We start from the raw sequence: 24522 nt of genomic DNA on the forward strand, positions 1-24522 counted from the left end.
CTGCTACCGAAAGCCTCGTCTAAACACCGGTAGACCTGCGTGTGTCCGCGCTGCCGACCGTAACCGCTGGCTTGGCTGATGGTCATGCCCTGGACTCCGTAGGACTCGAGTGCCTCCCGGATCTGGTCGGTCTTTTCGGGCCGGATGATGGCTGTCACGAGTTTCATGCGTTGACCTCTTCCTTGACTCGATCCGCATCCTTGTCGGCGGCGGTGGACTTCAGGTGTGCCGAGGTGGCCGGGTGCGGGACGAAAGTTCCGCCGGTACCCAGGCCTCCGAACTCGTAGCCGGTTTCGGCGTGCTGCATCAGGTCGATGCCGGCGATTTCGTGCTCGGTGGTGATGCGGAAGCCCATGGTCTTGTGAATGGCAAGGCCGATGATGGCTGTCATGATGGCGGTGAAGGACATGACCACCAGGCAGGCAACAATCTGTGCCCAGAGCTGCCCGAACCCGCCGCCGTAGAAGAGTCCGCCACCCACCCCGTCAACGGGAAGGGCAATGAATCCCAGGGCCACGGTTCCAATGATGCCGGAGACCAGGTGCACACCCACCACATCAAGTGAATCGTCGTATCCCCAGCGGTACTTCAGCCCCACGGCCAGGGCCGAGGCGACGCCGGCAACGATGCCCAATCCAAGGGCGGCAACCGGAGTGATGTTGGCGCAGGCCGGGGTGATGGCCACCAGACCGGCCACGATTCCGGAGGCCGCGCCCAAGGACGTGCTGTGGCCGTCGCGAAGGCGCTCGACAAGGATCCAGCCAAGCAATGCTGCAGCGGGGGCTGCCAGGGTGTTCACCCAGATCAGGCCTGCCTCCTCGGCGGTGCTGGCGGCGCCGCCGTTGAACCCGAACCATCCGAACCAGAGCAGGGCCGCACCGAGCATGACAAAGGGGATATTGTGGGGTCGCTGGCTCGGATCCTTCCCGAAACCGCGACGCTTGCCAAGGATTAGCGCCAAGATCAATCCGGCAACGCCGGCATTGATGTGCACCACGGTGCCTCCGGCGAAGTCAATGGCCTCGCCCACCACCGAGCCGATGGCGCCGTCTGCTCCGAGGATGCCGCCGCCCCAGACCCAGAAGGCGATCGGTGCGTAGACCACGGTCACCCAGACGGGAACAAATACCATCCAGGCGCTGAATTTTGCGCGGTCCGCCACGGCCCCGGAAATCAGTGCAACGGTGATGATCGCGAAGGTCGCTCCGTAACCGGCGGCGATGAAGCCGTCGGTGCCGAGCATGGATCCCATCCCGAACCCGTCAGCGGGGTTTCCGAACAAGCCGCCAATGTTTGCGCCGCCGCCCGACATGGAGTTTCCCCAGAGCACCCACACCACGGTGACGAGGGCGATGGCAGAGAAACTCATCATCATCATGTTCAGTACGCTTTTGGCCCGGGTCATTCCACCGTAGAAGAATGCCAGTGCCGGGGTCATCAGCAGGACGAGCGCGGCACACACCATCATCCACACCTGAGTCGTTGTTAGCTCCATGTCTAACGCCTCCCTGAATCGCTCGCGAGTCTTTCTCGCCTGATTCAAGAATTCCTTGGCGGTGTTACGTGCGATTCGACCAACCGTTTCGGGGTGGTTACCGAATCGGCCTTGAAGTAAAAGGCTCGTGTCTTGCACATTGCGTGCTTGTTTCCGGGTCTTGGTGGCATGCGAAGGGCGGCCACGCTCTGCGTGGCCGCCCTTCGCTCAGCTATTGGGTTCAAGTCCCAAGGTAGTAGCTAGTCGAGCAGTGCGTCGACAAAGGCTTCGGCATCAAACGGTGCCAGGTCGTCCGGGCCTTCGCCCAGGCCAACCAGCTTGACCGGAACACCGAGCTGCCGCTGGATCGCCACGACGATGCCACCCTTGGCGGTGCCGTCGAGCTTGGTCAGGACGATACCGGTGACGTTGACGACCTCGGAGAAGACCTTGGCCTGGTTCAGGCCATTCTGTCCGGTCGTCGCATCCAGGACCAAAAGGACCTCGTCAACGGTTGCCTTCTTTTCAATGACTCGCTTGATCTTGCCAAGCTCATCCATGAGGCCAACCTTGTTCTGCAGGCGGCCGGCGGTGTCGATCATGACTATGTCGACTTCCTGCTCGATGCCCGCGGTCACTGCCTCGAAGGCAACGGATGCCGGGTCGGCTCCATCGATGTCGGACTTGACGGTGGGTACACCCACGCGGTCGCCCCATGTGGCCAGTTGTTCGGCGGCAGCGGCGCGGAAGGTATCTGCCGCACCGAGGATGACGTCCTTGTTCTCGGCAACCAACACGCGGGCCATCTTGCCGATGGTGGTGGTCTTGCCGACGCCGTTGACGCCAACCACCATGATCACGTTCGGGCGATCCGCATGGCGAACCGGGATGAAGTTGCGGTCCATGGTGGGGTCGACCAGCTTGATGAGTTCCTCGCGGAGCATGTCGTGGACCCGCTGCGGGTCACGGCTACCTTCAACCTTGACTCGTTCGCGCAAGGCGTCCACGAGCTCAAGGGTCGGTTCGGTGCCCAAATCTGCCAAGAGCAAGGTCTCTTCGATTTCGTCCCAGACGTCTTCGTCGATCTTGTCCTGGCTCAAGAGGGCGAGCAAGCTCTTGCCCAGGACGGTGTTGGACTTGCTCAGGCGGGCGCGCAGCCGCGCCAGACGCCCCTGGACCGGTTCCGGGACATCGGTGGGGACGAGCACCTTTCCGGCGGTTTCGTCCACAATTTCGATTTCCGCGGCCTCGGCCGGGGCCGATGCCTCCGGGGCTTCGGTGGATGGTGCATCTGTGGTGAGCGTGGGCGCTGGGTCGTTGGCGTCGCGCGGACCGGTGTACGTTCCCTTGGTTGCCTTACGGCCACGCACAAGGAAGAAGGCAGCACCAATACCAATGACGGCAACCACTGCAACGAGGACAATGATCAAGTTAAGTTGTTCTGACACTGTCCTAGCTTCTCACAGACTAAACTTGTCTTACCTATGCCTAAGAATGCTTCGACTTCCGATTTCCCAGAAAAACCGGTTAATCCGGATTTACGGAAATTGCCGTCGGTCCCCCGAGAAATCCGTGTCCTTGTCGCGGCCGCCTTTGTTGTTGCCTTGGGCTTCGGGCTCATTGCTCCGATCCTTCCCCAATTTGCGACCAGCTTTAACGTCGGTGTTGCCGCCGCCAGCGTCATTGTCAGCATCTTCGCTTTTGCCCGGCTGATCTTCGCACCCGTCAGCGGGAAGCTGACCGATCGGCTGGGGGAACCCACCGTCTATGTCACGGGTGTGTTGATTGTCGCCGCTTCGACGATCCTGTGCGGCTTCGCGCAGACTTATACCCAACTGCTGATCTTCCGCGGATTGGGCGGACTGGGTTCAACCATGTTTACGGTCTCGGCCATGGCCCTGATTGCCCGGATGTCGCCGCGAGAGATCCGGGGCCGCATCGCCGGGTTGTATTCCGGCTCGTTCCTGCTCGGAAATGTTGCTGGTCCTGTGCTGGGCTCCTTTGCGGCCGGCATGGGTTTCCGGATTCCGTTTTTCATCTACGGCGGTGCGCTCATTGTTGCCGCAGCAATTGTGTACTTCTCACTGTCGCATTCGCGTGGGGCCACCGAGAAAAGCGCAGCCGAAGAAGCCGTCGTTGTTGAACGAATTCCGCTGTCGGAGGCCTGGGGCGCTGCTTCCTTCAAGGCGGCGCTGGTGTCAGGGTTCACCAACGGCTGGATGGCCTTTGGCGTCCGAATGTCGTTGATCCCGCTCTTTGCCGTCGCCGCGTTTGCCTCAAAGGGAACGTTGCTGGCTGGCCTGGCGCTGGCAATCTTTGCCGTTGGCAACGGTGCAGCGTTGACCGTCGCCGGCAGGCTCACCGACACCTACGGACGGAGGCTCCCGATTCTTGTGGGGCTGTCAATCGCGTCGCTCTCCACTGCCGCAATCGGCTGGGTGGACAATATCCCGTGGTTCATTGCCCTATCAGTCATTGGCGGCATTGGCACCGGGCTCATGGGGCCGGCCCAACAGGCCGCCATTGCCGACGTGGTGGGACAGGGTCGAAACGGAGGGAAGGTCTTGGCCACATTCCAGATGGCCACCGACTTTGGATCCATCATTGGCCCAATCCTTGCAGGCCTCATTGCCGACCAGGTGGGCTTCGGATGGGCCTTCACCGTCAGTGGAGCCTTGGGCTTCTTCGGTGTCGTGGCCTGGTTGCTGGTCAAGGAGAAACGTGAACCCTCCACCCATGACTCGCCGATGCCCTAGTCAATGCGCGCGTCCGCCATTGCAGGATCTCCCGGCAACGACTCGGCACCTCTATGCGCTTTGGGCTTCCTCGCGCTCAACGCGTTGGCTGATCACCATGGAAACCCCGTCTCCACGCATGGTCACCCCGTATAGCGCATCCGCGACTTCCATGGTGCGCTTCTGGTGGGTGATCACAATCAGCTGGCTCGACTCGCGCAGCTCTTCAAAGATCGTGATCAGCCGACCCAGGTTGGTGTCGTCCAGTGCCGCTTCCACCTCGTCCATGACGTAGAAGGGTGAAGGCCGGGCCTTGAAGATGGCTACCAGCAAGGCAACGGCCGTCAGCGACCTTTCCCCGCCCGAGAGCAGTGACAGGCGTTTGATCTTCTTGCCTGCGGGGCGTGCCTCGACTTCGATGCCGGTGGTGAGCATGTTGTCCGGGTCGGTAAGGACAAGACGTCCGTCTCCCCCGGGAAAGAGACGGCCGAAGACGCGCTCGAATTGCGCCGCGGTGTCGTTGTAGGCCTCGGCGAAAACCCGCTCTACCCGCTCGTCAACGTCCTTGATAATGTCCAGCAGGTCCTTGCGACTGTTCTTCAAGTCCTCCAACTGGGAGGTCAGGAACTTGTGCCGTTCCTCGAGCGCGGCGAACTCTTCCAATGCCAACGGGTTTACCCGGCCCAAGGCCGAAAGGTCCCTTTCGGCCTTCTTCAGCCGTTTTTCCTGCTCGGCACGGTCAAAGGCAATTCCCTCGGGAACCGTGTTGCCCTCGTCATCGACTTCTTGGCGAAGGGCGGCCCACTTGTCGTCTTCAGGAGGCGGCTGGGGCACCGGCAGGTGAGGCCCAAAGTTTTCAACAAGGTGCTCACTGGTGAGCCCGAGTTCTTCAATCGACCGGTTCTCGAGCGTCTCGATCCGCAGGCGCTGCTCGGCACGCGCCATTTCGTCGCGGTGCACCGAGTTGGTCAGTTCGGCCAATTCGTGGCCCAGCTTGTCCACCCGCGCGCGGACCAATGACAGTTCTGCTTCCAGTTCTTCGCGCCGCTGCTGGAGCTGCTCGCGTTCCCGGTCGGCAAGCTCGATCGACACGTCCATAAAGGAAATGACGCGCTCGACCTTGCCCGAGACCTCTCGAGCAGCCAATGCCTGGCTTCGGCGAATCTCGGCGCGGCGCTGTGCCTCGGCACGGGCCCGGCGTTCGGTCTCCGCCGCCCGCTTCAGCGACTCGACGCGGCCACGAAGTGCGTTGGCGCGTTCCTCCGCACTGCGCAGGGCCAGACGGGCGTCGAGTTCCTTCTGCCGGGCTGCGGAGGCGGCCGCAGCAAGCTCATCGCGTTGGTCCGTTTCGGGTTCGTAGTCCTCGGGCGCTTCCTGGGCCATGTCCATGCGTTCGATAAGTTCGGCGAGCTTTTCCTGCTCCACCTCGAGCTTTTCTTGCGCCACCGCGATCTGTTGTTCGAGGCGTTCTCGCTCACCGTGGCCCTGGCGAAGCAAGGAACCTAGATGCTCCATGCGCTGGGCCACGGCCGAGATCCTGGCATCGGAATCGTGCAGCCGGCTCAGCGCCGCATCCGCGGCCTCCTCCGCCGCCATGAGCTGGGCGGTGAGCTCCGCGGCTTCGAGGCGCATGGCTACGAGCTTCTCGTCAACCGATGACAGCTCGGCCTCGGTTTCACTGATGGCGGCGTTCTGTTCAATCAATGAGGGGGCGGCTGTCGTCCCGCCACTGGCGGTGCCCGAGGTAAGGATGTCTCCGGCCAGTGTCACGGCCCTCAAATGTGGGTCGTTCTCCAGCAGTCTCCGGGCTTCGGATAGGTCGGCCACAACCACCGTGGCGTGAAGCAGGTGCGCAAGCGTTCCAGCCAATGCCTCGGGGGTTCCGATGACCTCAAGGACGTGCTTTCCAAGGGAAGCTGCGGCATTGGGCTGTGTTGCTGCATCCAGGTTGCCGTTGACCAAGTGCACCCGGCCGCCGTCGGTTTCCCGCAGGTCCCCAAGGATTGCCAACGCGTGGTCAAGTTCCTCCACGGCAATGGCTTCGGCAACCGGACCCAAGGCAGCGGCAACGGCAATTTCATAGCCGTTTTCAACCTCAAGGTATTGCGAAAAACGACCCAACAATCCTTCGTGCCCACCGGCTAGGATTTCTTCGGAGGCATCCTTGCGGACCGCCCCCATGCGCAGCGCCTCAAGCCTTCCTCGCAAGGCACCGAGCGTGGTTGCAAGTTCCTGCTCGGCCACCCGCTGGGCATCCATCTTGGCCACCAAGGCCTCGTGGCGGTCGGCTGCATTCTCATAGGCCGTGTCGAGGTCTTCCTCGCCGCCCTGGACGGAGGCTGCCTGTTGTTCGAGGGCGGCAAACTCGTTCGCGGTTCCCTCGCGACGCTCGGCCCATCCCGTCAGGGACTGCCTCAGGCGGCCCAGTTCCCCCTCGGTGGCTTCAGCCTTGCTGCGGGATGCACCGATCTGTCCGGCCAGCCGCGCCAATCCTTCGCGGCGGTCTGCAGCCGTGCGCAATTCGTTGGTCAGGCGCTGTTGCTCCGCGTGGGCGGCTTCCTCGGCTTCCGCTTTGGCTTCGAGTGCTTCTTCCAGCAGCTCCTGGCGCATCTCCAGGTTCTCTTCCAATTCCTCGAGTTCGTCGCCGAGGCGTTCGGCCTGCGACTCCAATCTGTCGGGATCGCGGCTTGGGTCGAATTCGGGGCCGTCGGTTCCCAGCAGGCGTGAGCGTTCGGCCGACAAGGCACCCAGGGACCTGAATCGTTCTCGGGTGGACGTCAGCCCGAACCAGAGGTCCCGGGCCTTGTTAAGTGCCGGAGTGGCATGTGCTGCGGCCACCTCCAGGCTGGTCAGTTCCGCCCTGGATTCTTCAAGTCGTCCTTGGACGACCTGCTGGGCAGCTCGCTGGGTTGCCTCGTCGGAGATGTCTTTTTCCAGGGCCGTGCGAAGCGTTACCAGGTCGTCTGCCATGAGCCGAGACTTGGCATCACGAACCTCGAATTGGACGGCCTGTGCGCGGCGGGCAATCTTGGCTTGTTTTCCCAAGGGGGTGAGCTGGCGGCGGATTTCACCGGTGAGGTCCTCGAGCCGGTTCAGGTTCCCCTGCATGGCATCGAGTTTGCGTACGGTCTTTTCCTTGCGTCGCCGGTGCTTGAGCACGCCGGCTGCTTCCTCGATGAATCCGCGGCGGTCCTCGGGTGTGGCATGCAGGATCCGGTCCAACTGCCCCTGGCCGACAATCACGTGCATTTCGCGGCCAAGGCCGGAATCAGACAAAAGCTCTTGGATGTCCAGCAGGCGGCAGGAATTGCCGTTGATGGCGTACTCGGAGCCGCCCGCGCGGAACAAGGTCCTGGAGATCGTGACTTCGGCGTACTCGATGGGTAGCGCGCCGTCGCTGTTGTCGATCGTCAGTGAGACGTGGGCTCGCCCCAACGGCGCCCGGCCGGAGGTCCCAGCGAAGATGACGTCTTCCATTTTGCCGCCGCGCAGCGTCTTGGCGCCCTGCTCCCCCATGACCCAGGCCAAAGCGTCCACAACGTTCGATTTGCCCGAACCGTTGGGCCCCACCACCGCGGTGACACCCGGTTCGAATTCAAAGGTCGTCGCCGAGGCGAAAGACTTGAAGCCGCGAACGGTGAGTGTTTTCAAATGCACGTGGGGGCGTCCTGGGTATTTGGTGGCTAAAGTGGTCGGTGGGCTGCCTTCCATCCTATCGAGTCACCCCGACTCGATGGCGTAGGTCAAGGCCGGCATGCAGGTATTTTCATCACGAAAGCTAGGAGCAGACCCCTTGAAGAGCCTTTTGGCCATTGATTCATGGCCTTCGACACACGCGGCCTCCGCCGTTGTTGCCGCGGACGGAACGGTCTTGGGATCGCATGGCGATGCGGATCATCGCTATGCACTTGCCTCGGTGACCAAGTTGCTCAGTTCCTATGCGTGCTTGGTGGCATTGGAGGAGGGCGCCTTTGAGCTTGACACCCCGGCCGGCCCCGAGGGGTCCACGGTCAAGCATCTCTTGGCACACACCTCCGGCTACGACTTTGCCGAGCGCAAGGTCCGTTTCGCTCCCGGGGATCGTCGGCTCTACTCGAATGTCGGTTTTGAGGTGCTTGCAGAGACTTTGGAACAGGCCACCGAGATGAGCTTTGCGGAATACCTGGGCGAGGCGGTCCTGCAGCCCCTGGGCATGGATTCAACCACCCTGGACGGCCGCGCAGCCGCGGACGGCACCTCCACGCTGGGCGACCTGGTCCTATTCGCCACCGAATTGCAGAGTCCCACGCTCTTGGACGTGCAAACCCACTCCCAGGCCACGCACGTGGTGTTCCCGGGTCTTCCCGGGATTCTGCCCGGTTATGGGCGCCAAACCGACAATACCTGGGGCCTGGGTTTCGAGATACGTTCCGAGAAGTCCCCGCACTGGACCGGGCTGCTCAATTCACCTCAGACCTATGGACACTTTGGCCAGGCCGGCACATTCCTGTGGGTAGACCCGGCGTTGGACGCCGCCTGCGTGACCCTGACAGACAAGCCCTTTGGACCGTGGGCAGTGGAGGCGTGGACACCGTTCAACGACAAGGTTGTTTCCGAGATCAGGGGTCGGTAGAGGTGAAGCCCCGCTGGACAGATCGGGCTAGCGGGGTTTTCGCTGGCACCGAGGGCAGCTGTAGGAAGATCGCCCCATGAACGGGTCACGACGAATCAGTGACACGAAGCCTTGTTCGGCACAACGCAGGCACTGCTTGCCTTCACGTCCGTAGGCGTTCAAGGACCTGTCAAAATATCCGGAAGCTCCGTTGACATTGACGTAGAGGGCATCGAAGCTGGTGCCGCCCGCATCCAACGCCCGGCCCATGACGTCCACAAGCGCGGCGTGAAGCCGGGCAACGTCCGGGCGGCGGATCGTGGCCGTAGAGCGCAACCCGTGGAGATTGGCCGCCCACAGGGCCTCGTCGGCGTAGATGTTGCCCACGCCGGAGATCACTTGCTGGTCGAGGATGGCGCGCTTGAGCTGGGTGTTTTTCTTGCGCAGGGCTTCATAGAGCGTTGCGGGAGTGGACGCCGGATCCAGCACGTCCCGAGCGATGTGCGCGGCAGCCTCCGGGATCAGGGGATCCTCGGACCCGATGCCTCCCGGGAAATGGTCGCCGGTTTGTACCATGGGCGAGAGAAACATGCCGCCAAAGATTCTTTGGTCAATGAACCGCAATTGGCCGGGCTTGTTGGCCTCACTGGAAAGTTCGAGTCGCACCTTGAGGTGCTTTTCATCCGGTGCCGCGGGTTCCTCCACCAGAAGCTGTCCGCTCATGCCCAGATGCGCCACCAGTGCGCTGGGGATGGACAAGCCGTCCACCGGCATCCAGAGGAACTTGCCGCGGCGGACGGCAGCCGTAATGCTTGCGTGGGTAAGGCTCGCGGCGAAGTCTGATGGACCGTCCACGTGTCGTCGAACGGACCGCGGGTCAACAACCTGGACCGACTCGATGGTGCGGCCAACGACCCAGTCATCCAGGCCGCGCCTCACCACCTCTACTTCAGGCAGCTCTGGCATTGCTTATTTGGCCTCGGTGGAATCATCCTGAGGGCGAACCATTTTCCAGGACACTGCAGCGGATTCCTGTTCGGCTTCCTTCTTTGAAGGTCCGGTTCCCGCACCGTAGGCGGTGCCGCCGATGTGCAGCACGGCTTGGTATGTGCGCTGGTGGTCAGGGCCGGAGCCCGTGACCCGGTACTCAATGTTGCCAAGCTTTTTGGCTGCGGCGATCTCTTGGATGGCCGTCTTCCAGTCGGTGCCGGCACCTAGGACATCCACATCGTGCAGCAGCGGCAGGATCAGGCGCATGACCATTTGCCGGGCAACTTCAATGCCGTGGTTCAGGAACGTTGCACCGATCAGGGATTCCATGGTGTCGGCAAGTATGGACGACTTGTCCTTGCCATTGGTAAGAATCTCACCTTGGCCCAGGAGGATGAACTCCCCCACGCCCAGGGAACGGGCTATGCCCGCGAGGGCACGGGTGCTAACCACTGCGGAGCGACGCTTGGCCAGATCGCCTTCGGGCAGATCCGGGTAGTTCTTGTAGAGGTGGTCGGTGACGGCATAGCCGAGGACCGAATCCCCCAGGAACTCGAGGCGTTCGTTGGTGGGAATGCCACCATGCTCGTAGGCGTAGGAACGGTGTGTGAGGGCAAGACGAAGCGTCTCGGGGTCAATATTGACCCCGAGACGCTTCAAAAGCTCTTCTATTGAAGGCATCAGACAGACTTACGCGTCTGCGACCTTGCGACCCTTGTATTCAAGGAACAGCTCGGTGCCTGCGGAATCCGTGACAACCTTTGCCTGGTGCGGCAGGCTGTAGGTGACGCGGCCATTTTCCATGGTCTTCACCAGGGTAGGCGCGGTTGCCTTCCACTGGGCGCGACGGGCGCGAGTGTTTGAGCGGGACATCTTCCTCTTCGGGACAGCCACGGCTACTTCTCTTCTCTCTCGACTGAATGTGTACTCTGTGTCGCGTCCTCTGCGACGATGTCGGTCAGCCCGGCAAGCGCTGCCCAACGAGGATCCAAGACCTCATGGTGATGCTCAGGATCCTCATTCAGGCTTTTTCCACATTCGGAGCAAAGCCCTGCACAGTCTTCCCGGCATACCGGTTGGAACGGCAGCGCGGTCACCACTGCATTCCGGAGCACAGGCTCGAGATCGATACGATCGTCTACAACCTGGTACTGGTCAAGCTCTTCTTCTTCGGTGAACTCGTGTAAGCCCTCGTAGTAGAAAAGTTCTTGAATGTCGGCATCGAAGTCATACGCGATGGCTTCCAAGCACCGGCCGCATTCACCGTCGATTTCGACGGTGGCGATTCCGGAAACCAGAATACCCTCGTGCACGGCTTCGAATCGCAGATCGAGGTCAATTTCTGACCCTTCACGGACTCCGATGAGTGCAACACCGATTTCAGCCGGTGCGGCGACCACCTCATCAAGGGTCGTCATGTTTCCCGGGCTGCGCCCGAGATCCTTGGTTAGAAAAACCAAGGGCGAACTGCGATCGATGCCGTGTGACGACGAACGATCTGAACGCTTTTCGCTAATGATGACTCCTGTAGAACATAGACCGACATTACATCTTAGCCCGATCGAAGATGAGATCCCAAACGGGGACCGCCCAAACCTTGGAATCAGGCACGTTTTGCGACGATCCTCACAAGGTGGGGGTCCTCGCGTCCGAACGGGGCAAGCCCTTCGCCCGCTTCGCAGTGGAGAATGGTCATCCCATGCGCCTCCAGGGACGCGGCAGTTTCAGTCGCAGCAATAAATCGCCGATAGGATCGAAAAAGTGCCTTCTTTCGCTCCTCATCCTGATCCGTCCGATGTTCGAATGCGACGTAATCGCCAGGCTTGGTTGAAGCTGCGAGTTCAGAAAAGAGAACTTCCCCTTCTGCCGAAGTGAGTCCACTAAGAATGAAACGATGATAATAGAGCACGACACCAGATGCTTCGTCCCGGTGTTCATTTGCAAGGTTCTGGATTGTTCCCGGCTCCAGGACGTCATCTTCCTCGATATAGATCCCGGGGACTGTACGGGTATGCCTTCGCGCCGCCTGTGCAGCATAGCGACTCCGATCGACACCTACCACTACGGGAGCCAGGTTTTGCAACGTGGCCAAATCGCGCCCGTTGCCGCAACCAATGTCCAGAACCAATCCTGTTTGTGGCACTAGTTCAGATTCAACCAGCCACCGGGCGAACGAAGATGGTGCATCCTCCACCGGACGTGAGTAGAAGTCATCCATGGCAATTCGTGATCGTCGAGCATAGGAAAGCAAGGCTTGAGCGTCTCGACGGCGTCGCCGCTCCGACCATTTGAAGTTCGGATCCGGAATACCCCAATCCTCGCCGTAAACATGGCCCACAACATCCTTGGGGCTTGCAGGAATGCCGACATTAAATCCGCTAAGTAGGCCGCTTCCAACAGGTTCGAAGTTCGCAAGTGGTACAGGGTCAACGCCAACCGTCCCAAACGGAAACCCGATATGTCCGTCTGCCTTTATGAATAGATGTGCGATATCAACCATGACTTTGGAACCCGTAGATTCCCTCACCGAAATGCATGAGGCCTTTGGAGTCACTTGATAGCCAGCAGCGATAAGGGCCTCACCAAGCGCTGCAAATTCGTCAGCCACGTCTTCCGGGGAGCCCTCCTTGCTGACATATGCACAGTCCATATCCTTATCGTGAGGAATGAACCCGTTGTTTCTTACATATCCGAGCAACGTGCCGCTGTATATGAAAGATTTGGAACCTGTCACTGACCTGATGACGCGATCTACTGCTTGATAGAGCGAGAGCACACCGTCTTGCCAAGTCAGATCTAAGTCCTTGGGCAAATGCGTTATCTTGCCATTGGCGTCAAACCCCTGGCCCGAATCGAAGCGTCTACGGAGCGCTACCAGGTCCTCCTTGCCATCTTTGGCTGGATGGCTAAATCGTTTGCCATTTGGCATCGTCAAGCAGTGCCCCGAGTACCTTACAGATATCAGATCGGATCGCTTAGCAAAACGCCAAACATCGTAGACACCTATCTTGAAAGATCCCCAGCCATGACGATCCGAAATTACGGGAGACTTAAGGACGAGCGTTTCGTTGATGAAAAGCTCAACATGTACAGCTCGCTCCGAGTTCTGGGGGAACCTTACCCGCCCGTCAATTCCCTGCTTCTCATAGTTTTCTACAAACCCGAGCTTCCTTGCCCCGTGGGCCCTAGAGAGAGACCTCAATAAACTACGCATTTAACACTCCTTTACATACACGCATTAGGGAATTTCGGGCGTTTCGTGACGCAAACAGCCCCACACACCTAATTTTCAAAGCTGGACTTCACTGGAAAGTAGTTTTCCAAGAAGTTGGTGACTTCGTCATCAGGGATGGGAGTAGCCCCGTCAACGGGCGCATCGTTAATGCAAAAAGTGTCTCGATGACGTAGGCGGAGCGTGTTTTGCATGGTTCCCCTGTACTGGTCATCAAGAATATTGATGTAGTTGTAACGCAAATTGGTCGGTACGGCCTTACCAACTATCTGAGCGTAATAGTGATGCAGCTGGTCAGCGACAATGTCCTGGTGGTGGCGAAAACGACTGGACCAAGTTTGTTCATAAGCCTCAGCATATTTGGATTCCATCTCGAAGTGAACGCTGCGCAGCTGGGGATGCGGCGTATGCTTAATCGCCCGTGAGATCGTCACACCAAAGTCTCTCTCAAGCAGCGCGCGCATGTTGCGAGTTAGATTCAGATGCGGTTCGTCATGCGCTGTTGGAGATCCGAAGGGACGGCGATTCCTCGATGGAGAAACCTTCGCAATGCCGCTTGGCAAGAAGAATCGATCCTTCGCCAAAGGCCTACCAAAAAACACATCATCATTTATGTAGACATAGTGTTCACTAAGCCCCTGAATATGATGAAGTCTCGAAATAATCGAATTACTATTAAATGTGGGTAGGTAGCTAGCATCCGGATAGATGTCCCGATGATCAACGAGCTTGATTTTCGGGTGATCCGTGTTTAGCCATTCGGGTACCTGACCAGCCGTGACAATGAAAATATTCCTAAACCACGGCGCATACATCTCGAGTGAACGTAAGGAGTACTTGAGCTCGTCACGGGACCGAAAGCGCGCGATGTGGTTGGCCTCGCCATGGTATTCCACACCCGCGATCTCCGATTCCGTCCGATGCTTGGATTTAATCCAGTCGGGATCTTCACCATCAACCCAAGTGTAGACGGCGTCCACCGGGAAAATCACATCATCAAGCATTCTCTTTTTCAAAACGCTGGGAACTCTGGCGCTTGAGATTGAAGGGTCGTCTTCAACGAGCAAAAAATCTTCTCTAGAAATCACTCTCGATGCGCGGTTCTCTCGTGGCGCAGTCACCTGTTCTTCATCGCCAAACCGCCAAAATTCGATCTGGCACGCCGTTGCAATCCCGTATTCAAGCGTAGAATCGACAACTGCTCGCGGCGCCAAAACGTTGATCACGTCGGCACTCTTCAAGTCCATGCTCTTGGATATTGTGGAAACGTGCCGAAGTACGATGGGAGCCTCGATGCCACTCGCATATACCGGCGCTTCAGAATCGAGAGATGACAAAGCTTGGAGAATCGTGTCACGAGACTCCACGTCCACGCCTATAACGGCGTGCCGGGACGGAGTGTTCTCAACCAGCCACCACGAAACACCCGACTTATCAAGCACATCGGTGACCATACGACAATTTGCCTCAAGGGCTTGCGCGAAAGTCATTTGTTGTACGACGGACCAAGAAACTCCGTGTTTGTATACCGTGTTTCCCCGGGCATCCCTCAGCCCGAAGTTGACAATTCGCTGTGACGCTCGCGCTTGAAGACGGTCAACCGTCTTCTCGGCTCTGAGCCCCCTTGCCCGCAGCGCTCGATATACTTCCGGCCCCAGGCAGCGTTCAATTATGCTTTTCGCTTCCAGTCGACGCATCACCGAACGAATTGAGAACTTGGTCATTTATATCCCTTTATTTATAAATCAAGGATTGTCTGGATAAATCCCGCAAACCTACTGAATAATTTCCTTCGGCTTGGCGGGCCGGATCAGTTTCGTCATTTCCCGGTAAACTCGCTCCGAGTTCCCAGCATCGAGGAACTTGAACGTCGATTCCGTGCGTGCAGCGTACTTGGGGTCTCGAGACTCAGTGACGGACGCAATGGTCGCCTGAACAGCTATTTCTGCATCCGTGGTCACCGGGCCGAAACCATCATCGTGAAAATCAAAATATCCAACGTCATACGTATGGGATCCAGATTTGATGGCTTCTTGATCGAATTGGAAGTAGACGACCGGTACACCACTGTAGGCTGCTTCAAAAGCTGTCGATGAATAGTCGGTTACCAGCACCGCGCTTTCCTGAACAAATTCGGCAAAAGGCTTTTGATCCCAGTCGAGGACCGCAACTTCCGGGCTCAGATCCATTTCAGCGACATATTCTGCCAGTGATGGATGTGGAAGCAATCCGATGTGGAAGCCATTGCTTCTCGCGAATTGTGTCAACTGTGGATTAGTTAGAAACGCCCCCCACGAGAGCGCATAATCAGACTCGGCAAACCCTTCAATGCGGCCACGGCGTCCCAGCGCATCTGACGGGCCAACGAGGCTTTGCCTCCATGTTGGCGAGACCAATATCCACTTCTTATCCGGGGCATGCGATCGACTAACGAGTGCATCGTGCCGAGGGAAGCCGGTGAGTTTAACTTCCTTGGTTGAAAAACGGTAGGCCGTATCGTTCCCAACAATTGATTCATACTCAGGGACCGTGCTGGTTACAAGCAAGTCTATGCGTTTGCCATTGAACCAGTAAGAGAGATCGTGGTCCGTGACCCCATGTTGAAGAAACACAAACTTCCAGCCGGCCTTTGCTGCCAGCTTCCCCGTCAGCGGATCGGTAACGAATTTGTCAAGGTGCGAAGATGCGTAGATCTTTGCGTTAATTAGGGCAAGCTTGTGATCTTCGGATCCGTGTTCAAGAAGTTTGAAACCTTCCTGGGAGAGTCGCCCCCAATCAGGCGATTGCCTCTCCAGCACAAACCAGGCATTAACGCGCGGGTGCTTTGTGGATATGTGACGGTATAGGTGTTCGGCATTGTCGTTTGCGCGATATATGCGATCCATAAAAATCCACGAATTAAGGTACTTCGCTTTGACCTTCGGGCTGTCAGCCAATCGGAGGATCCTTGATTGTACATTCGATTTCTTGATCCATGCATCCTGCAACTGCTTACGAAAGCCAACCCCAATTCGCTGCGCTTTCTTTAATGCACGAACCGGCAAGAATTTGGATCGCTTGACCTTTGGCTTAGATGCTTCCTTCGTTAGATCCACACCGGCCAAGGCCTTGCTGACCGTGTACGGCCTGAGACTGTAGTGCTGACGGGGTGGTCGCCCGATGATCAGCTGTTTCTGAGCCCCATCGAGAGCGATCTCAAAAGTACCGTTGGCCGGAATCCAAATGTATCGATGGCAGAAGAGTGTCTTACCCAAGAACGTCATCGTTCTCGTCTTAGCGTGACGTGGAGTTACACTCTTACCCTTATAAGTAATCGTTTCTTCGGGCAAAGATCCGGAATAGACATAGTGCAGGAGGGTCATCTGCTGATCGGTATCCAGCTTTTCTACATAGACTTCACCGGGTCTATGATCAGGCTGCTTATAGCCAAGAATCAATGCGTTTCGCAGATCGTCGTCGGTTGCCATAACTTCAAAAGAATGCACGGCAATTTCGGAAATGCCGTCCATGACTTGCCCAACGAGCCTATGGAACTCTTCTAGAACATTGGCATCCATACTTCGAGAGGGGGCTCCCACCCGGCGATCGCCGCGGTAATACCAGAGCAGGTCGTAAATCAACATCAACTGCAACCACAGGGGGATATCGCCGCTGGTTGCCTTGGCACGAGCCAAGAGATCAAGGTGACCATGCGTAAGCACCGCACCGTATTTCTCTGCCTTGAAAGCCGAGATTTGAACCGACGAGTTCCCAGCAGCACGGCGACGGTAGAAATAGTCGCTGCTGGCAACAATTCCGATGACAGGTTCTGCTTGTTGAAGTAAGTAGGACGCCACGAAATGAGCGTCCTCAAAGCTGAATGTGAGCTCTTCCTGAAACTCATGGCCCAGTCGCTTCAGCTCGCTACTTCGGACAACAGCGGTAGCACCACTCATATGGAAAAAGCTCGGGGATCGTTCCAAACTCACGAAACGGTCCCCATCGCGAAATCGGCCGTTTAGCGGATGTGATGCCGAAATCTTACCGCTGGCTTCGTCAAACCCAACTACACGCGTCGCATACATCGACGCGGTGTCATTGATGTCCGAATCCATGAATGCCGTCAGGTTCTCAAAATAGTCGTCGGCCAAGTAGTCGTCAGGGTCACAGAAAGTGACCCATTCACCCTTGGCTATCTTTATTCCTACATTTCGCGCCGAGGCTTGGCCGCCATTCACCTTTGTGAGGATCGAGTGCGCGAGCGATGTACGTTCAGCCCATTCGCGAATCTTTTGCTCGGAGGAGTCTGTCGAGCCGTCCAGCACCAAAATTACTTCGATCGTGTTCGGTGAAGCCTGCCGATCCAAAGAATCCAGGTAGTCGGCTATGTAGTCTTCGACATTATAGACGGCAGTTACTACGGAAACTTTGGGTGATGATTCTTCACCAACGATTCGTGAATTGTTTGACACAGACGGGTTGACCTTCTCTACTGATGCAGCATACACAGTAGTCCATTGTAGTGGTCATGGTCGCCGCTTATGGCATTCTCAGACCTTTGGCACGACCTAAGTTGAAAATCTTGTTCACGCTTGGCTAATAAACTGGCGTCTGCAATCGACGCCCAAGATCTAGCAAGCTCTTCCAACGTCAGCCAAACTCCTTGCGCGTCTCGTGCCGTACCCACTTCGATGGTTCAGCCCGGCATCGAAGAGTTCAGCATCGGCTAAAGCACCATCGAATGATATGGACAGCATCGCGGACGCTGGCCACGGTGCAGTCCATATCATTTCCTAGAGTCTCACATCAGTCGTTGGGCGCGGTACCTTCTTGATGACCACCCAAACGCTCAAACGAAGATGGCCAAGGAAACATCCGTTGGAGGGTCTCGTGAATTACTGAGTTGCGCCTGATCCTTTCCCGGTGACCGACGCTGACCTCGTTGAGACAAAATACTTGCGGACGTTTCCAAAGGAACAACCTCGCAAGTTTCATGTGCACCTGATCCGAGGCAATGTCGATGTATCGGTAATCGATTTCACCGGGAAACGCTGCGCCCATAGCGCAACCATAGTAATGCGCGAGGGCGGAGGGAATTGAAAGATCTGTCGCACTTCTAAATTTGGCAAAAGCCGTCTTCCTGGTTTCAACAGGATGCGATTCGGAAATAGTGGCCAAGGTGCTCTTGAGCTGGGCATGTGCCACGTGTTTGAACTTGTGCGCCGTCGCCTTTCCGAAAGTGGTCTCAAGAAGTCGACTGTTGTTCTGCGCTGCCACGTTTACCGGAAGATTCTCGGTTTCCTCGAGGTCAAAGCGGCTCTCTGACAGCGCGAACTTTGGGTAGCCGGTAGGTGTAAAGAAAACTTGCTGTCCCAACAGTCGACCGAAAAAAACGTCGTCATTGACATAGAGGAACCTTTCCGACAGATTCGGGATCCGATGTAACTGGGACTCGATGGCGTGGGAATTAAACGTCGGTAATGCGGAACGGTCCTCAAAAATATCTTTATGATCGACCAAAGATATCTTTGGGCTGCTCCCATTCATCCATTCGGGACGTTGACCGGCCGTGACCACATAGATGTGGTTGACCCACGGTATAAACGATTCTACGGATCGAAGCGAGTATCGGAGCTCGTCGTGTGAAATGTAACGCGCTTGGTCATTGGCAGTTGGCAAAAGTACGCCGTCAAATTCAGTTTCGGCTTTGCGTCGTCTCTCCTGCCATTCTTCGTCGGCGCCGTTCACCCATGTATAGACCAAATCGATGGGTTCGGGTACCTCGAGCATGGACTTCCTAGCAGGTGCCGTGCCGCCAGGGGTCGCCAGTAGACGTACCCCGATCGCTTCTACAAGGTCACGGCGGCGACCAACCTGGGACTTGGTCGCGCATTTCCAACCCTCGACGGCTGAAGGGTCCAGAGAGTCCCTGGCAATCGGAACGAGGACAAAGCCCTGAGATTTCAACTCCCCACAAACTTGCTGCATGTCGCTTGGGCTTACGTAGGCGCGAGCTTCACCGTCTGCCCATAGGACACGGTGGGATTGACTAAGCGAACTATTCTCGAAAGCCTTTGCCTGCAGAACTCTGAGGTCGGCTATCGATGCGGTCGAAACCGGAGTCTTGTTGTCGATGAGTTTAATGGCCTGTCGCCAACAGCCCGCTGGAACCGCAGCTCCAACGTGACTCTTCCAACGGGACAAGAAACTCATATGCACATCCTTCAAGATATTGCTCTCGACTCGCACGTCTACGGCAGAGACCTTAACAGTCTATTCAGTTTTCTTTGAAACGAACGACACCTGATACCTAGTCCTAAAAGTACGGACATAGTATGGTGCCGTGACTATATTCGATCTCCTGAAACGGCAGTCCCACCTCTTGCCCGCGAGAATCCACGCCGTGGCAGTGGAGAAAAAGGTCAGCCGGACACTTAGCAATACCACTCCTGCGCCTACAGCTGTGGTGGAATTCGCCGTTTTTTTCGCCGATGGACCTAGCCAAAGCTATCAGCTGGAACAATGGGTCGCACCGTTTGAAGCCCTTCAAAAGCGTGGCTACGGCGTGTGCCTGCTAGTCATGAATGCGCTTACCGCCCGCAAATTGAACCGGCAGACCAACCTTCCGATACTTTTAACTCGTTCCATGGAACAAATTGAAACCGCGTTAGCTTCTTGGAACACCCTGGGCATCTTTTACGTCAACAATTCGCAGGCAAACTTCACGATGTTGCGATTCAACGGTCCCGCGCATATACACCTGAGCCATGGCGAGAGCGAAAAGTCATCGATGGTCTCTAACCAACTAAAGGCTTACGACTTTGCATTCATCGCTGGGCTAGCTGCGAGGCGTCGCATTATGGCGAATGTCGCACGTATCGATCCGGCAAAGTTAATTGAAATAGGCCGGCCGCAACTCGACGTTCAATTTGCAAGGCCCGCAGCACTGCGCACCAACCCACGCATCAGAGTCCTGTATGCCCCTACATGGGAGGGAGATGGACAAAATATGGCCTACAGCTCAATTGTTTCAATTGGTGCCAAGTTGGTCACAGCCTTGCTAAGCGACGAGCGCTTCACTGTTGTGTTCCGCCCGCATCCCAAGACCGGAAGCAGTTCGGTGGAAGCACGCCACGAATTGGGCCGCATTCGTAAAGCCATTACTACCGCGATCCATAGGACGCCCGATGCTGGTCATTTCGTCGATAGGGCAGTCGATTCTTCGCTTAGCATCTACGACGCGGATATCGTGCTATGCGATATTTCGGCTATGGCGATGGACAGCGTGGGTCTAAACAAGCCGCTGATGCTCCTCTATACTTTCCCGACAACGATGACAGACGACCTTGCCATTCGGCAGTCAGTGTCTACACAGGACGCGAGCAGAATGCTGGCCGAGGAAAACGGAAATCCACTGCTGAGTATCATCGCCACCTTGAGCAAGTCCGAACCGCCGCAACAGCAACAAGCTCTGCGCGACGTGATATTCGGTGATCCTGCGTTGGGCAGCGCCACAGAACGGTTTATCGACGCAACACTAACTGTCACGAGTGCCGCTGATAGGCCGTAGCTGTCACCAGTGCCACTGATGGGCCGTATGCAGCTTTCGGAACCCAGGTCCAGTTCAACCTGCGACGTTGGGTTTGCATAGCACCGTCTCGTAGCGCCATCGTTGACATAGCTATTCGAGCTTCTTCACGGACTTTTGTCCCGCTTCCGGCGCCCATTTGACTTCGGAGCCCTACTCGGCAATCGATTGCAGCGCCTCGTTGAGGTCCGTTTCCAGATAAGGAACGAGCGTCTCTGCGTACGTCGCTGTAATGTGCGATGCATCGAAGTAAACTACCACCCCGCCGATAACAGCAGGGCAGACTCCCTCTTGGCAGAAATACCGCGTGGGATCGATGACCGCCACATTCGGGTGCCTGGTTCGATCTGCGGCATCCACCAACGGATCCATCCACTCCCATTCTTTGACGCTACCGGAACACTCAGCATTGGCGTTCATCGCCGTCGCAACACAATCCGGAATGTTCTTGAGCGTAGCGCCCGGGAACGGAGTGTCACGAATAATCAGGATCGGAGTATTGGATGCGCTCCATCGTTTCAAGTAAGTTTCATAGCCTAGTCGAGCCGGGACTTCCGTCGCACCGAGGGAATGGCCCACGATTGGGACCGACTGCCGTTCGGAGGTAACAATGAGATCGAACTGGCCGTGGCTGGTCTGATCCAGAACCCATCGACCATAATCGGCGCATCCTTGCGACTTGGTTTCGGCATCAAACTTCAAACGGCCATCTGTTGGGTTACATCGGGACGCCAAGAAGGTAGTGATGGTCCAATCTCTATCCTTAGCCATTTTGTCGAGTGCGGGCAGCCAATGGCCCGCGTGCGAGTTGCCGACGAGTGCGACCTTGGTCTTGCCGGTTCCATACGTGCATTTTGGCTTTTTTTCAAACGGTTCGTTAGACCAACAGCCGTCGGCATAGGCGTCAGACTTGTCAACCTTTGCCAAGGCCGGAGACAGGATCAGTTCCTTGTCCGCTTCGTATTGGCAATCGCCACTCTGATCCGCAAGCGCTGCCGCCCCGAAGCAGGGAACTCCCCCGTTAAGCGCGGCCTCAAGGGAAACGGATGCGTTCTCCTCCCGTTTCTGGGCTTCGCCCGCGACACCAGCGGCGACCAGCGCGACGGAGGCCGTGGCAACCACCAGGAACCTCAGGGGCGTCACCAGTGTCGAGACATCAAGCGTCTTGCGGAATGCATCCTCGACATACTTCTTGGTGAGCATCGACAGAAGGATGGTTGCGAGGGCCACGGCCACCAGGTCCAAAGCACCCAAGGTGTCTGATAAGAACGGTAGCAAGACAATGATCGGCCAGTGCCAGAGGTAGATCGAGTAGGAGTGGTCACCGATAAATCGGAACGGCCAGGAAGCGAGAAATACGGTTGGTGAGAAGCGAGAGGTCGCCGCAACCCAGATCACCAGTGCCGTCCCCACAACCGGCAGGGCAGCCTGGTAGCCGGGGAAAGGAGTGGCCGAATCGTAGGCGATACCGGAGCCAATGATCCCGGCAAGGCCGACCCAGGCTATCGCAGCACCGGCCAGCGAGGAACTGAAACGCTGCCGCGGGGCGGGGACCAGTGCCACCATGGCGCCCAGGGCTAGTTCCCAGGCCCGGGTGAAGGTGGAGAAGTAGGCAACCCCAGGATCAACGGAGGTCAGGTAGATCGAATAGGCGCAGGATAACGCGACAATCAGCGAAACGCCGATAAGCACGCATCTCTTGGGTATGAGCTTCTTCCGGACCGCAAACCACCAGAGGGCGGCGATGCAGAGGGGCCAGACGAGGTAGAACTGTTCCTCGACCGCCAGTGACCAATAGTGCTGAACGGCCGTGGGCGCGTTGTCCTCGGCCAAATAGTCCACGCTGGTGGCCAACAGGAACCAGTTCTGCGAGTAGAAGGCAGAGGCGATCGCCTGGAACGTGTTGTCCCGCCAAAACGATTCCGGCGTTAGGAGCCGAACCGCGATGACGGTAGTGAACAGGACCAGCATTGATGCTGGAATGAGCCGCTTGATGCGGCGCAGCCAGAAGGTCCCGAACTCCTTGGGGCTGCTGGGCGGATGCTTGATCAGGTGGGAGGTGATCAGGTAGCCGGAGATCACGAAGAATACGTCTACACCAACGAAGCCGCCGGTGATGCTTTGCGGCAGCAGGTGGTAGATGACAACAAGTCCAACGGCGATGGCGCGTAGGCCTTGGATGTCGAGCCTGAATTGTGTTCGCGTATTCGTGTTGCTCATGATCTCTCGTTGCCTAATTTTGATTCCTTGGTCTATTGCGCGGCCATGACCGTGGTTCTTGGGGTGGACGGCTCATTCGCCGCTCGTCGAATCTGCGCTTCATCGAGCCCGGGTCTCGGGATCACTTGGTCTAGCTTCCGAAGGGACACTGTGCGCTGTCCCGACGGTGCCGGGATTCCGGGTAGCAGCCATGCGGATTGCCAGTGACCACCCCCGGAGATCGGCGGCAGGTACGGGATGGCGGACCAGCACCGGTGGGACGACATCCCTGATAATGGCCAAATGTCCGGAGGACAGAGACTCCCTAGCTGAGCTCCTTGACGATCTGGCTCAGACTATCGAGGGTGTCCTTCAGCTTGGCGACGTGACGCTCGTCGAACGCACTCAACACTCGCTTCAGTTCGGTCGTGGAGATCCCCGAGGTGCGTGGAAGGTACACAACCTCGACCTTGTCGCCGAGGTCGTCAAACTTACCCTTCCAATCCTCTCCGATGCCGAAGACATCGACACCGTACTTGGCAATGTCCAGACGCTTCTGATCCCAGTTGTCTTCCGGAATGGCTTCGTCCACGTACTTGATCGCCCGGACGATCTCGATGCGTTGCTCGAAGGGAACGATGGGCTTCTTGCCCTTGATGGCATTGAATCCGTCGGTGGACACACCGACAATCAAACGGTCGCCTTTTTCCTTTAGGCGCTTGAGGATGTTCAAGTGACCAACGTGGAAAAGATCGAACGTGCCGTAGGTCAGAACTGTTTTTGCCATGTTCAACTCCATTTGCTGATTTGCTGCGCTCTGGGACGCAGAGATCGAAGGTCTTAGATTACGGGTGGTCTGCCGGCCAACAGCATTCGGAGGTGGGTCGACCATTTGAGTTTGCGCCGCGGTGTTGAGTACCAGGGACTTTCCCTCCAGCCCCCCATCCATCCGCTGAAGTACTGTCGCACTGCTCCGCGATCCTTGCGCAACCGTGCACTCTCAATCAGGGCCCAGCTGCCAACGTAGATCCAGCTAAATGGCCAGTGTAGGTTACGCTTGGCCAGCCACACACGGTTTCTTGCGTTGAGGCGGTAGAACTCCTCGTGTCGACGTTGGTCTACGACGGGGTGGCCGATTCTCATGTCACCGGCGTACCAAACGTGATGACCAGTGTCCCAGACCCGCCACGCGAGTTCGATTCCCTCGTGGGCGTACCAGAAACCACCGGCCCATCCTCCGGTTTCGTCGAAAATGAACCTAGGCATCATCAGACAGGTTTCACCCACGTGAAAGACGCGGCTGGATTCCTCCGCCGTGCGTTTGTTCAAACGAGGGATCCAACGTGTCGGATCGTCATCACGTTCGGGGTCGGTGATCCGTGGCTGGAGCAGCCCCATCTTTGGGTGCAGCTTGAACCGCGTGACGGCTTCTTCGAGAAAGTCCCCATCCAAAAACCATGAGTCGTCATCCAGGAAGCACAAATACTCCCCCGTCACCAGCGGTACCCCTGCATTGCGGCCTGCCGGGATGCCCAGATTGTCCTCCAGATAATGGGCTCGCACGCCAGAGGGCAGGCCGATCGGATCCCAGCCATTGCCCACCACCACAACGTCAAGTTTGACGTTGCGCTGGGCAAGGAGGCTCCGGAGGGCGCGGTCCAATTCCGTGGGTCTGTCGCCCATGGTCAGCACCACGACACCGACCGAAGGAAAATCATCTGCTGGGCTCGTCAT

17 protein-coding genes and 1 pseudogene are annotated in these 24522 nt (G+C 57.5%); 3 read left to right on the forward strand and 15 right to left on the reverse strand.

Annotated elements, in window-relative coordinates:
* Positions 1-26 precede the first annotated feature (26 nt).
* The 3 genes and pseudogenes from DQ353_RS22375 to ftsY all read right to left on the reverse strand — a co-directional run.
* Positions 27-167 (reverse strand): annotated as a pseudogene (locus DQ353_RS22375) (P-II family nitrogen regulator); the annotation flags it as partial.
* Positions 164-1495 (reverse strand): ammonium transporter, encoded by a 1332-nt coding sequence (locus tag DQ353_RS14750; protein WP_113763544.1) that lies wholly within the window; start codon positions 1493-1495, stop codon positions 164-166. The pseudogene DQ353_RS22375 and the gene DQ353_RS14750, both read right to left, overlap by 4 nt.
* 239 nt (positions 1496-1734) lie before the next feature.
* Positions 1735-2922 (reverse strand): signal recognition particle-docking protein FtsY, encoded by a 1188-nt coding sequence (gene ftsY, locus DQ353_RS14755; RefSeq protein WP_113763546.1) that lies wholly within the window; start codon positions 2920-2922, stop codon positions 1735-1737.
* 36 nt (positions 2923-2958) lie between these two features.
* On the opposite strand from ftsY, the gene DQ353_RS14760 reads away from it, so the two are divergent.
* Positions 2959-4230, forward strand: coding sequence for an MFS transporter (locus DQ353_RS14760; protein WP_113763547.1), 1272 nt, complete (start codon positions 2959-2961; stop codon positions 4228-4230).
* Between the two features lie 51 nt (positions 4231-4281).
* Here the strand turns inward: DQ353_RS14760 and smc are convergent, their stop codons facing one another.
* Positions 4282-7866 (reverse strand): chromosome segregation protein SMC, encoded by a 3585-nt coding sequence (smc, locus tag DQ353_RS14765; protein WP_181578418.1) that lies wholly within the window; start codon positions 7864-7866, stop codon positions 4282-4284.
* Positions 7867-8002: 136 nt separating this feature from the next.
* Between smc and DQ353_RS14770 the strand changes: the two genes are divergently transcribed.
* Positions 8003-8821, forward strand: coding sequence for a serine hydrolase domain-containing protein (locus tag DQ353_RS14770; RefSeq protein ID WP_113763551.1), 819 nt, complete (start codon positions 8003-8005; stop codon positions 8819-8821).
* A 27-nt stretch (positions 8822-8848) separates the two neighbouring features.
* Here DQ353_RS14770 and mutM read toward each other — a convergent pair whose 3' ends face one another.
* The 8 genes from mutM to DQ353_RS14810 form a co-directional block, all read right to left on the reverse strand.
* A complete protein-coding gene (gene mutM / locus DQ353_RS14775; protein ID WP_113763553.1) occupies positions 8849-9766 on the reverse strand; it encodes a bifunctional DNA-formamidopyrimidine glycosylase/DNA-(apurinic or apyrimidinic site) lyase in 918 nt (305 codons plus the stop codon).
* Positions 9767-9769: 3 nt separating this feature from the next.
* Positions 9770-10471 (reverse strand): ribonuclease III, encoded by a 702-nt coding sequence (gene rnc, locus DQ353_RS14780; RefSeq protein ID WP_113763555.1) that lies wholly within the window; start codon positions 10469-10471, stop codon positions 9770-9772.
* Positions 10472-10480: 9 nt separating this feature from the next.
* Positions 10481-10684, reverse strand: a complete 204-nt coding sequence (rpmF, locus tag DQ353_RS14785) for a 50S ribosomal protein L32 (protein ID WP_007273166.1) — start codon at positions 10682-10684, stop codon at positions 10481-10483.
* Positions 10685-10686: 2 nt separating this feature from the next.
* The gene (locus DQ353_RS14790) at positions 10687-11250 is read right to left on the reverse strand and encodes a YceD family protein (protein WP_083411287.1); all 564 of its coding nucleotides are present in this window, start codon (positions 11248-11250) and stop codon (positions 10687-10689) included.
* 143 nt (positions 11251-11393) lie between these two features.
* Positions 11394-12719, reverse strand: coding sequence for a LicD family protein (locus DQ353_RS14795; protein ID WP_286166842.1), 1326 nt, complete (start codon positions 12717-12719; stop codon positions 11394-11396).
* Positions 12720-13072: 353 nt separating this feature from the next.
* Positions 13073-14746, reverse strand: coding sequence for a stealth family protein (locus DQ353_RS14800; RefSeq protein ID WP_286166838.1), 1674 nt, complete (start codon positions 14744-14746; stop codon positions 13073-13075).
* A gap of 51 nt (positions 14747-14797) precedes the next feature.
* Positions 14798-17509: a bifunctional glycosyltransferase/CDP-glycerol:glycerophosphate glycerophosphotransferase gene (locus DQ353_RS14805; protein WP_113763559.1), complete on the reverse strand. Its 2712-nt coding sequence runs from the start codon at positions 17507-17509 to the stop codon at positions 14798-14800.
* A 298-nt stretch (positions 17510-17807) separates the two neighbouring features.
* The gene (locus DQ353_RS14810) at positions 17808-19214 is read right to left on the reverse strand and encodes a stealth family protein (protein ID WP_113763561.1); all 1407 of its coding nucleotides are present in this window, start codon (positions 19212-19214) and stop codon (positions 17808-17810) included.
* A 190-nt stretch (positions 19215-19404) separates the two neighbouring features.
* Between DQ353_RS14810 and DQ353_RS14815 the strand changes: the two genes are divergently transcribed.
* A complete protein-coding gene (locus tag DQ353_RS14815) occupies positions 19405-20571 on the forward strand; it encodes a CDP-glycerol glycerophosphotransferase family protein (protein WP_146755265.1) in 1167 nt (388 codons plus the stop codon).
* A gap of 171 nt (positions 20572-20742) precedes the next feature.
* On the opposite strand, the gene DQ353_RS14820 is transcribed toward DQ353_RS14815, so the two are convergent.
* From DQ353_RS14820 to DQ353_RS14830, 3 genes are all read right to left on the reverse strand, one after another.
* The gene (locus DQ353_RS14820; RefSeq protein WP_113763565.1) at positions 20743-22809 is read right to left on the reverse strand and encodes an acyltransferase family protein; all 2067 of its coding nucleotides are present in this window, start codon (positions 22807-22809) and stop codon (positions 20743-20745) included.
* A 304-nt stretch (positions 22810-23113) separates the two neighbouring features.
* Positions 23114-23575, reverse strand: a complete 462-nt coding sequence (locus DQ353_RS14825; RefSeq protein ID WP_113763567.1) for an FAD synthase family protein — start codon at positions 23573-23575, stop codon at positions 23114-23116.
* Between the two features lie 53 nt (positions 23576-23628).
* Complete coding sequence (locus DQ353_RS14830; RefSeq protein ID WP_113763569.1) at positions 23629-24522, reverse strand: glycosyltransferase family 2 protein; 894 nt, start codon at positions 24520-24522, stop codon at positions 23629-23631.

The organism is Arthrobacter sp. AQ5-05 (genome assembly GCF_003287975.1).
In the GTDB taxonomy this organism is placed as follows: Bacteria; Actinomycetota; Actinomycetes; order Actinomycetales; family Micrococcaceae; genus Paeniglutamicibacter.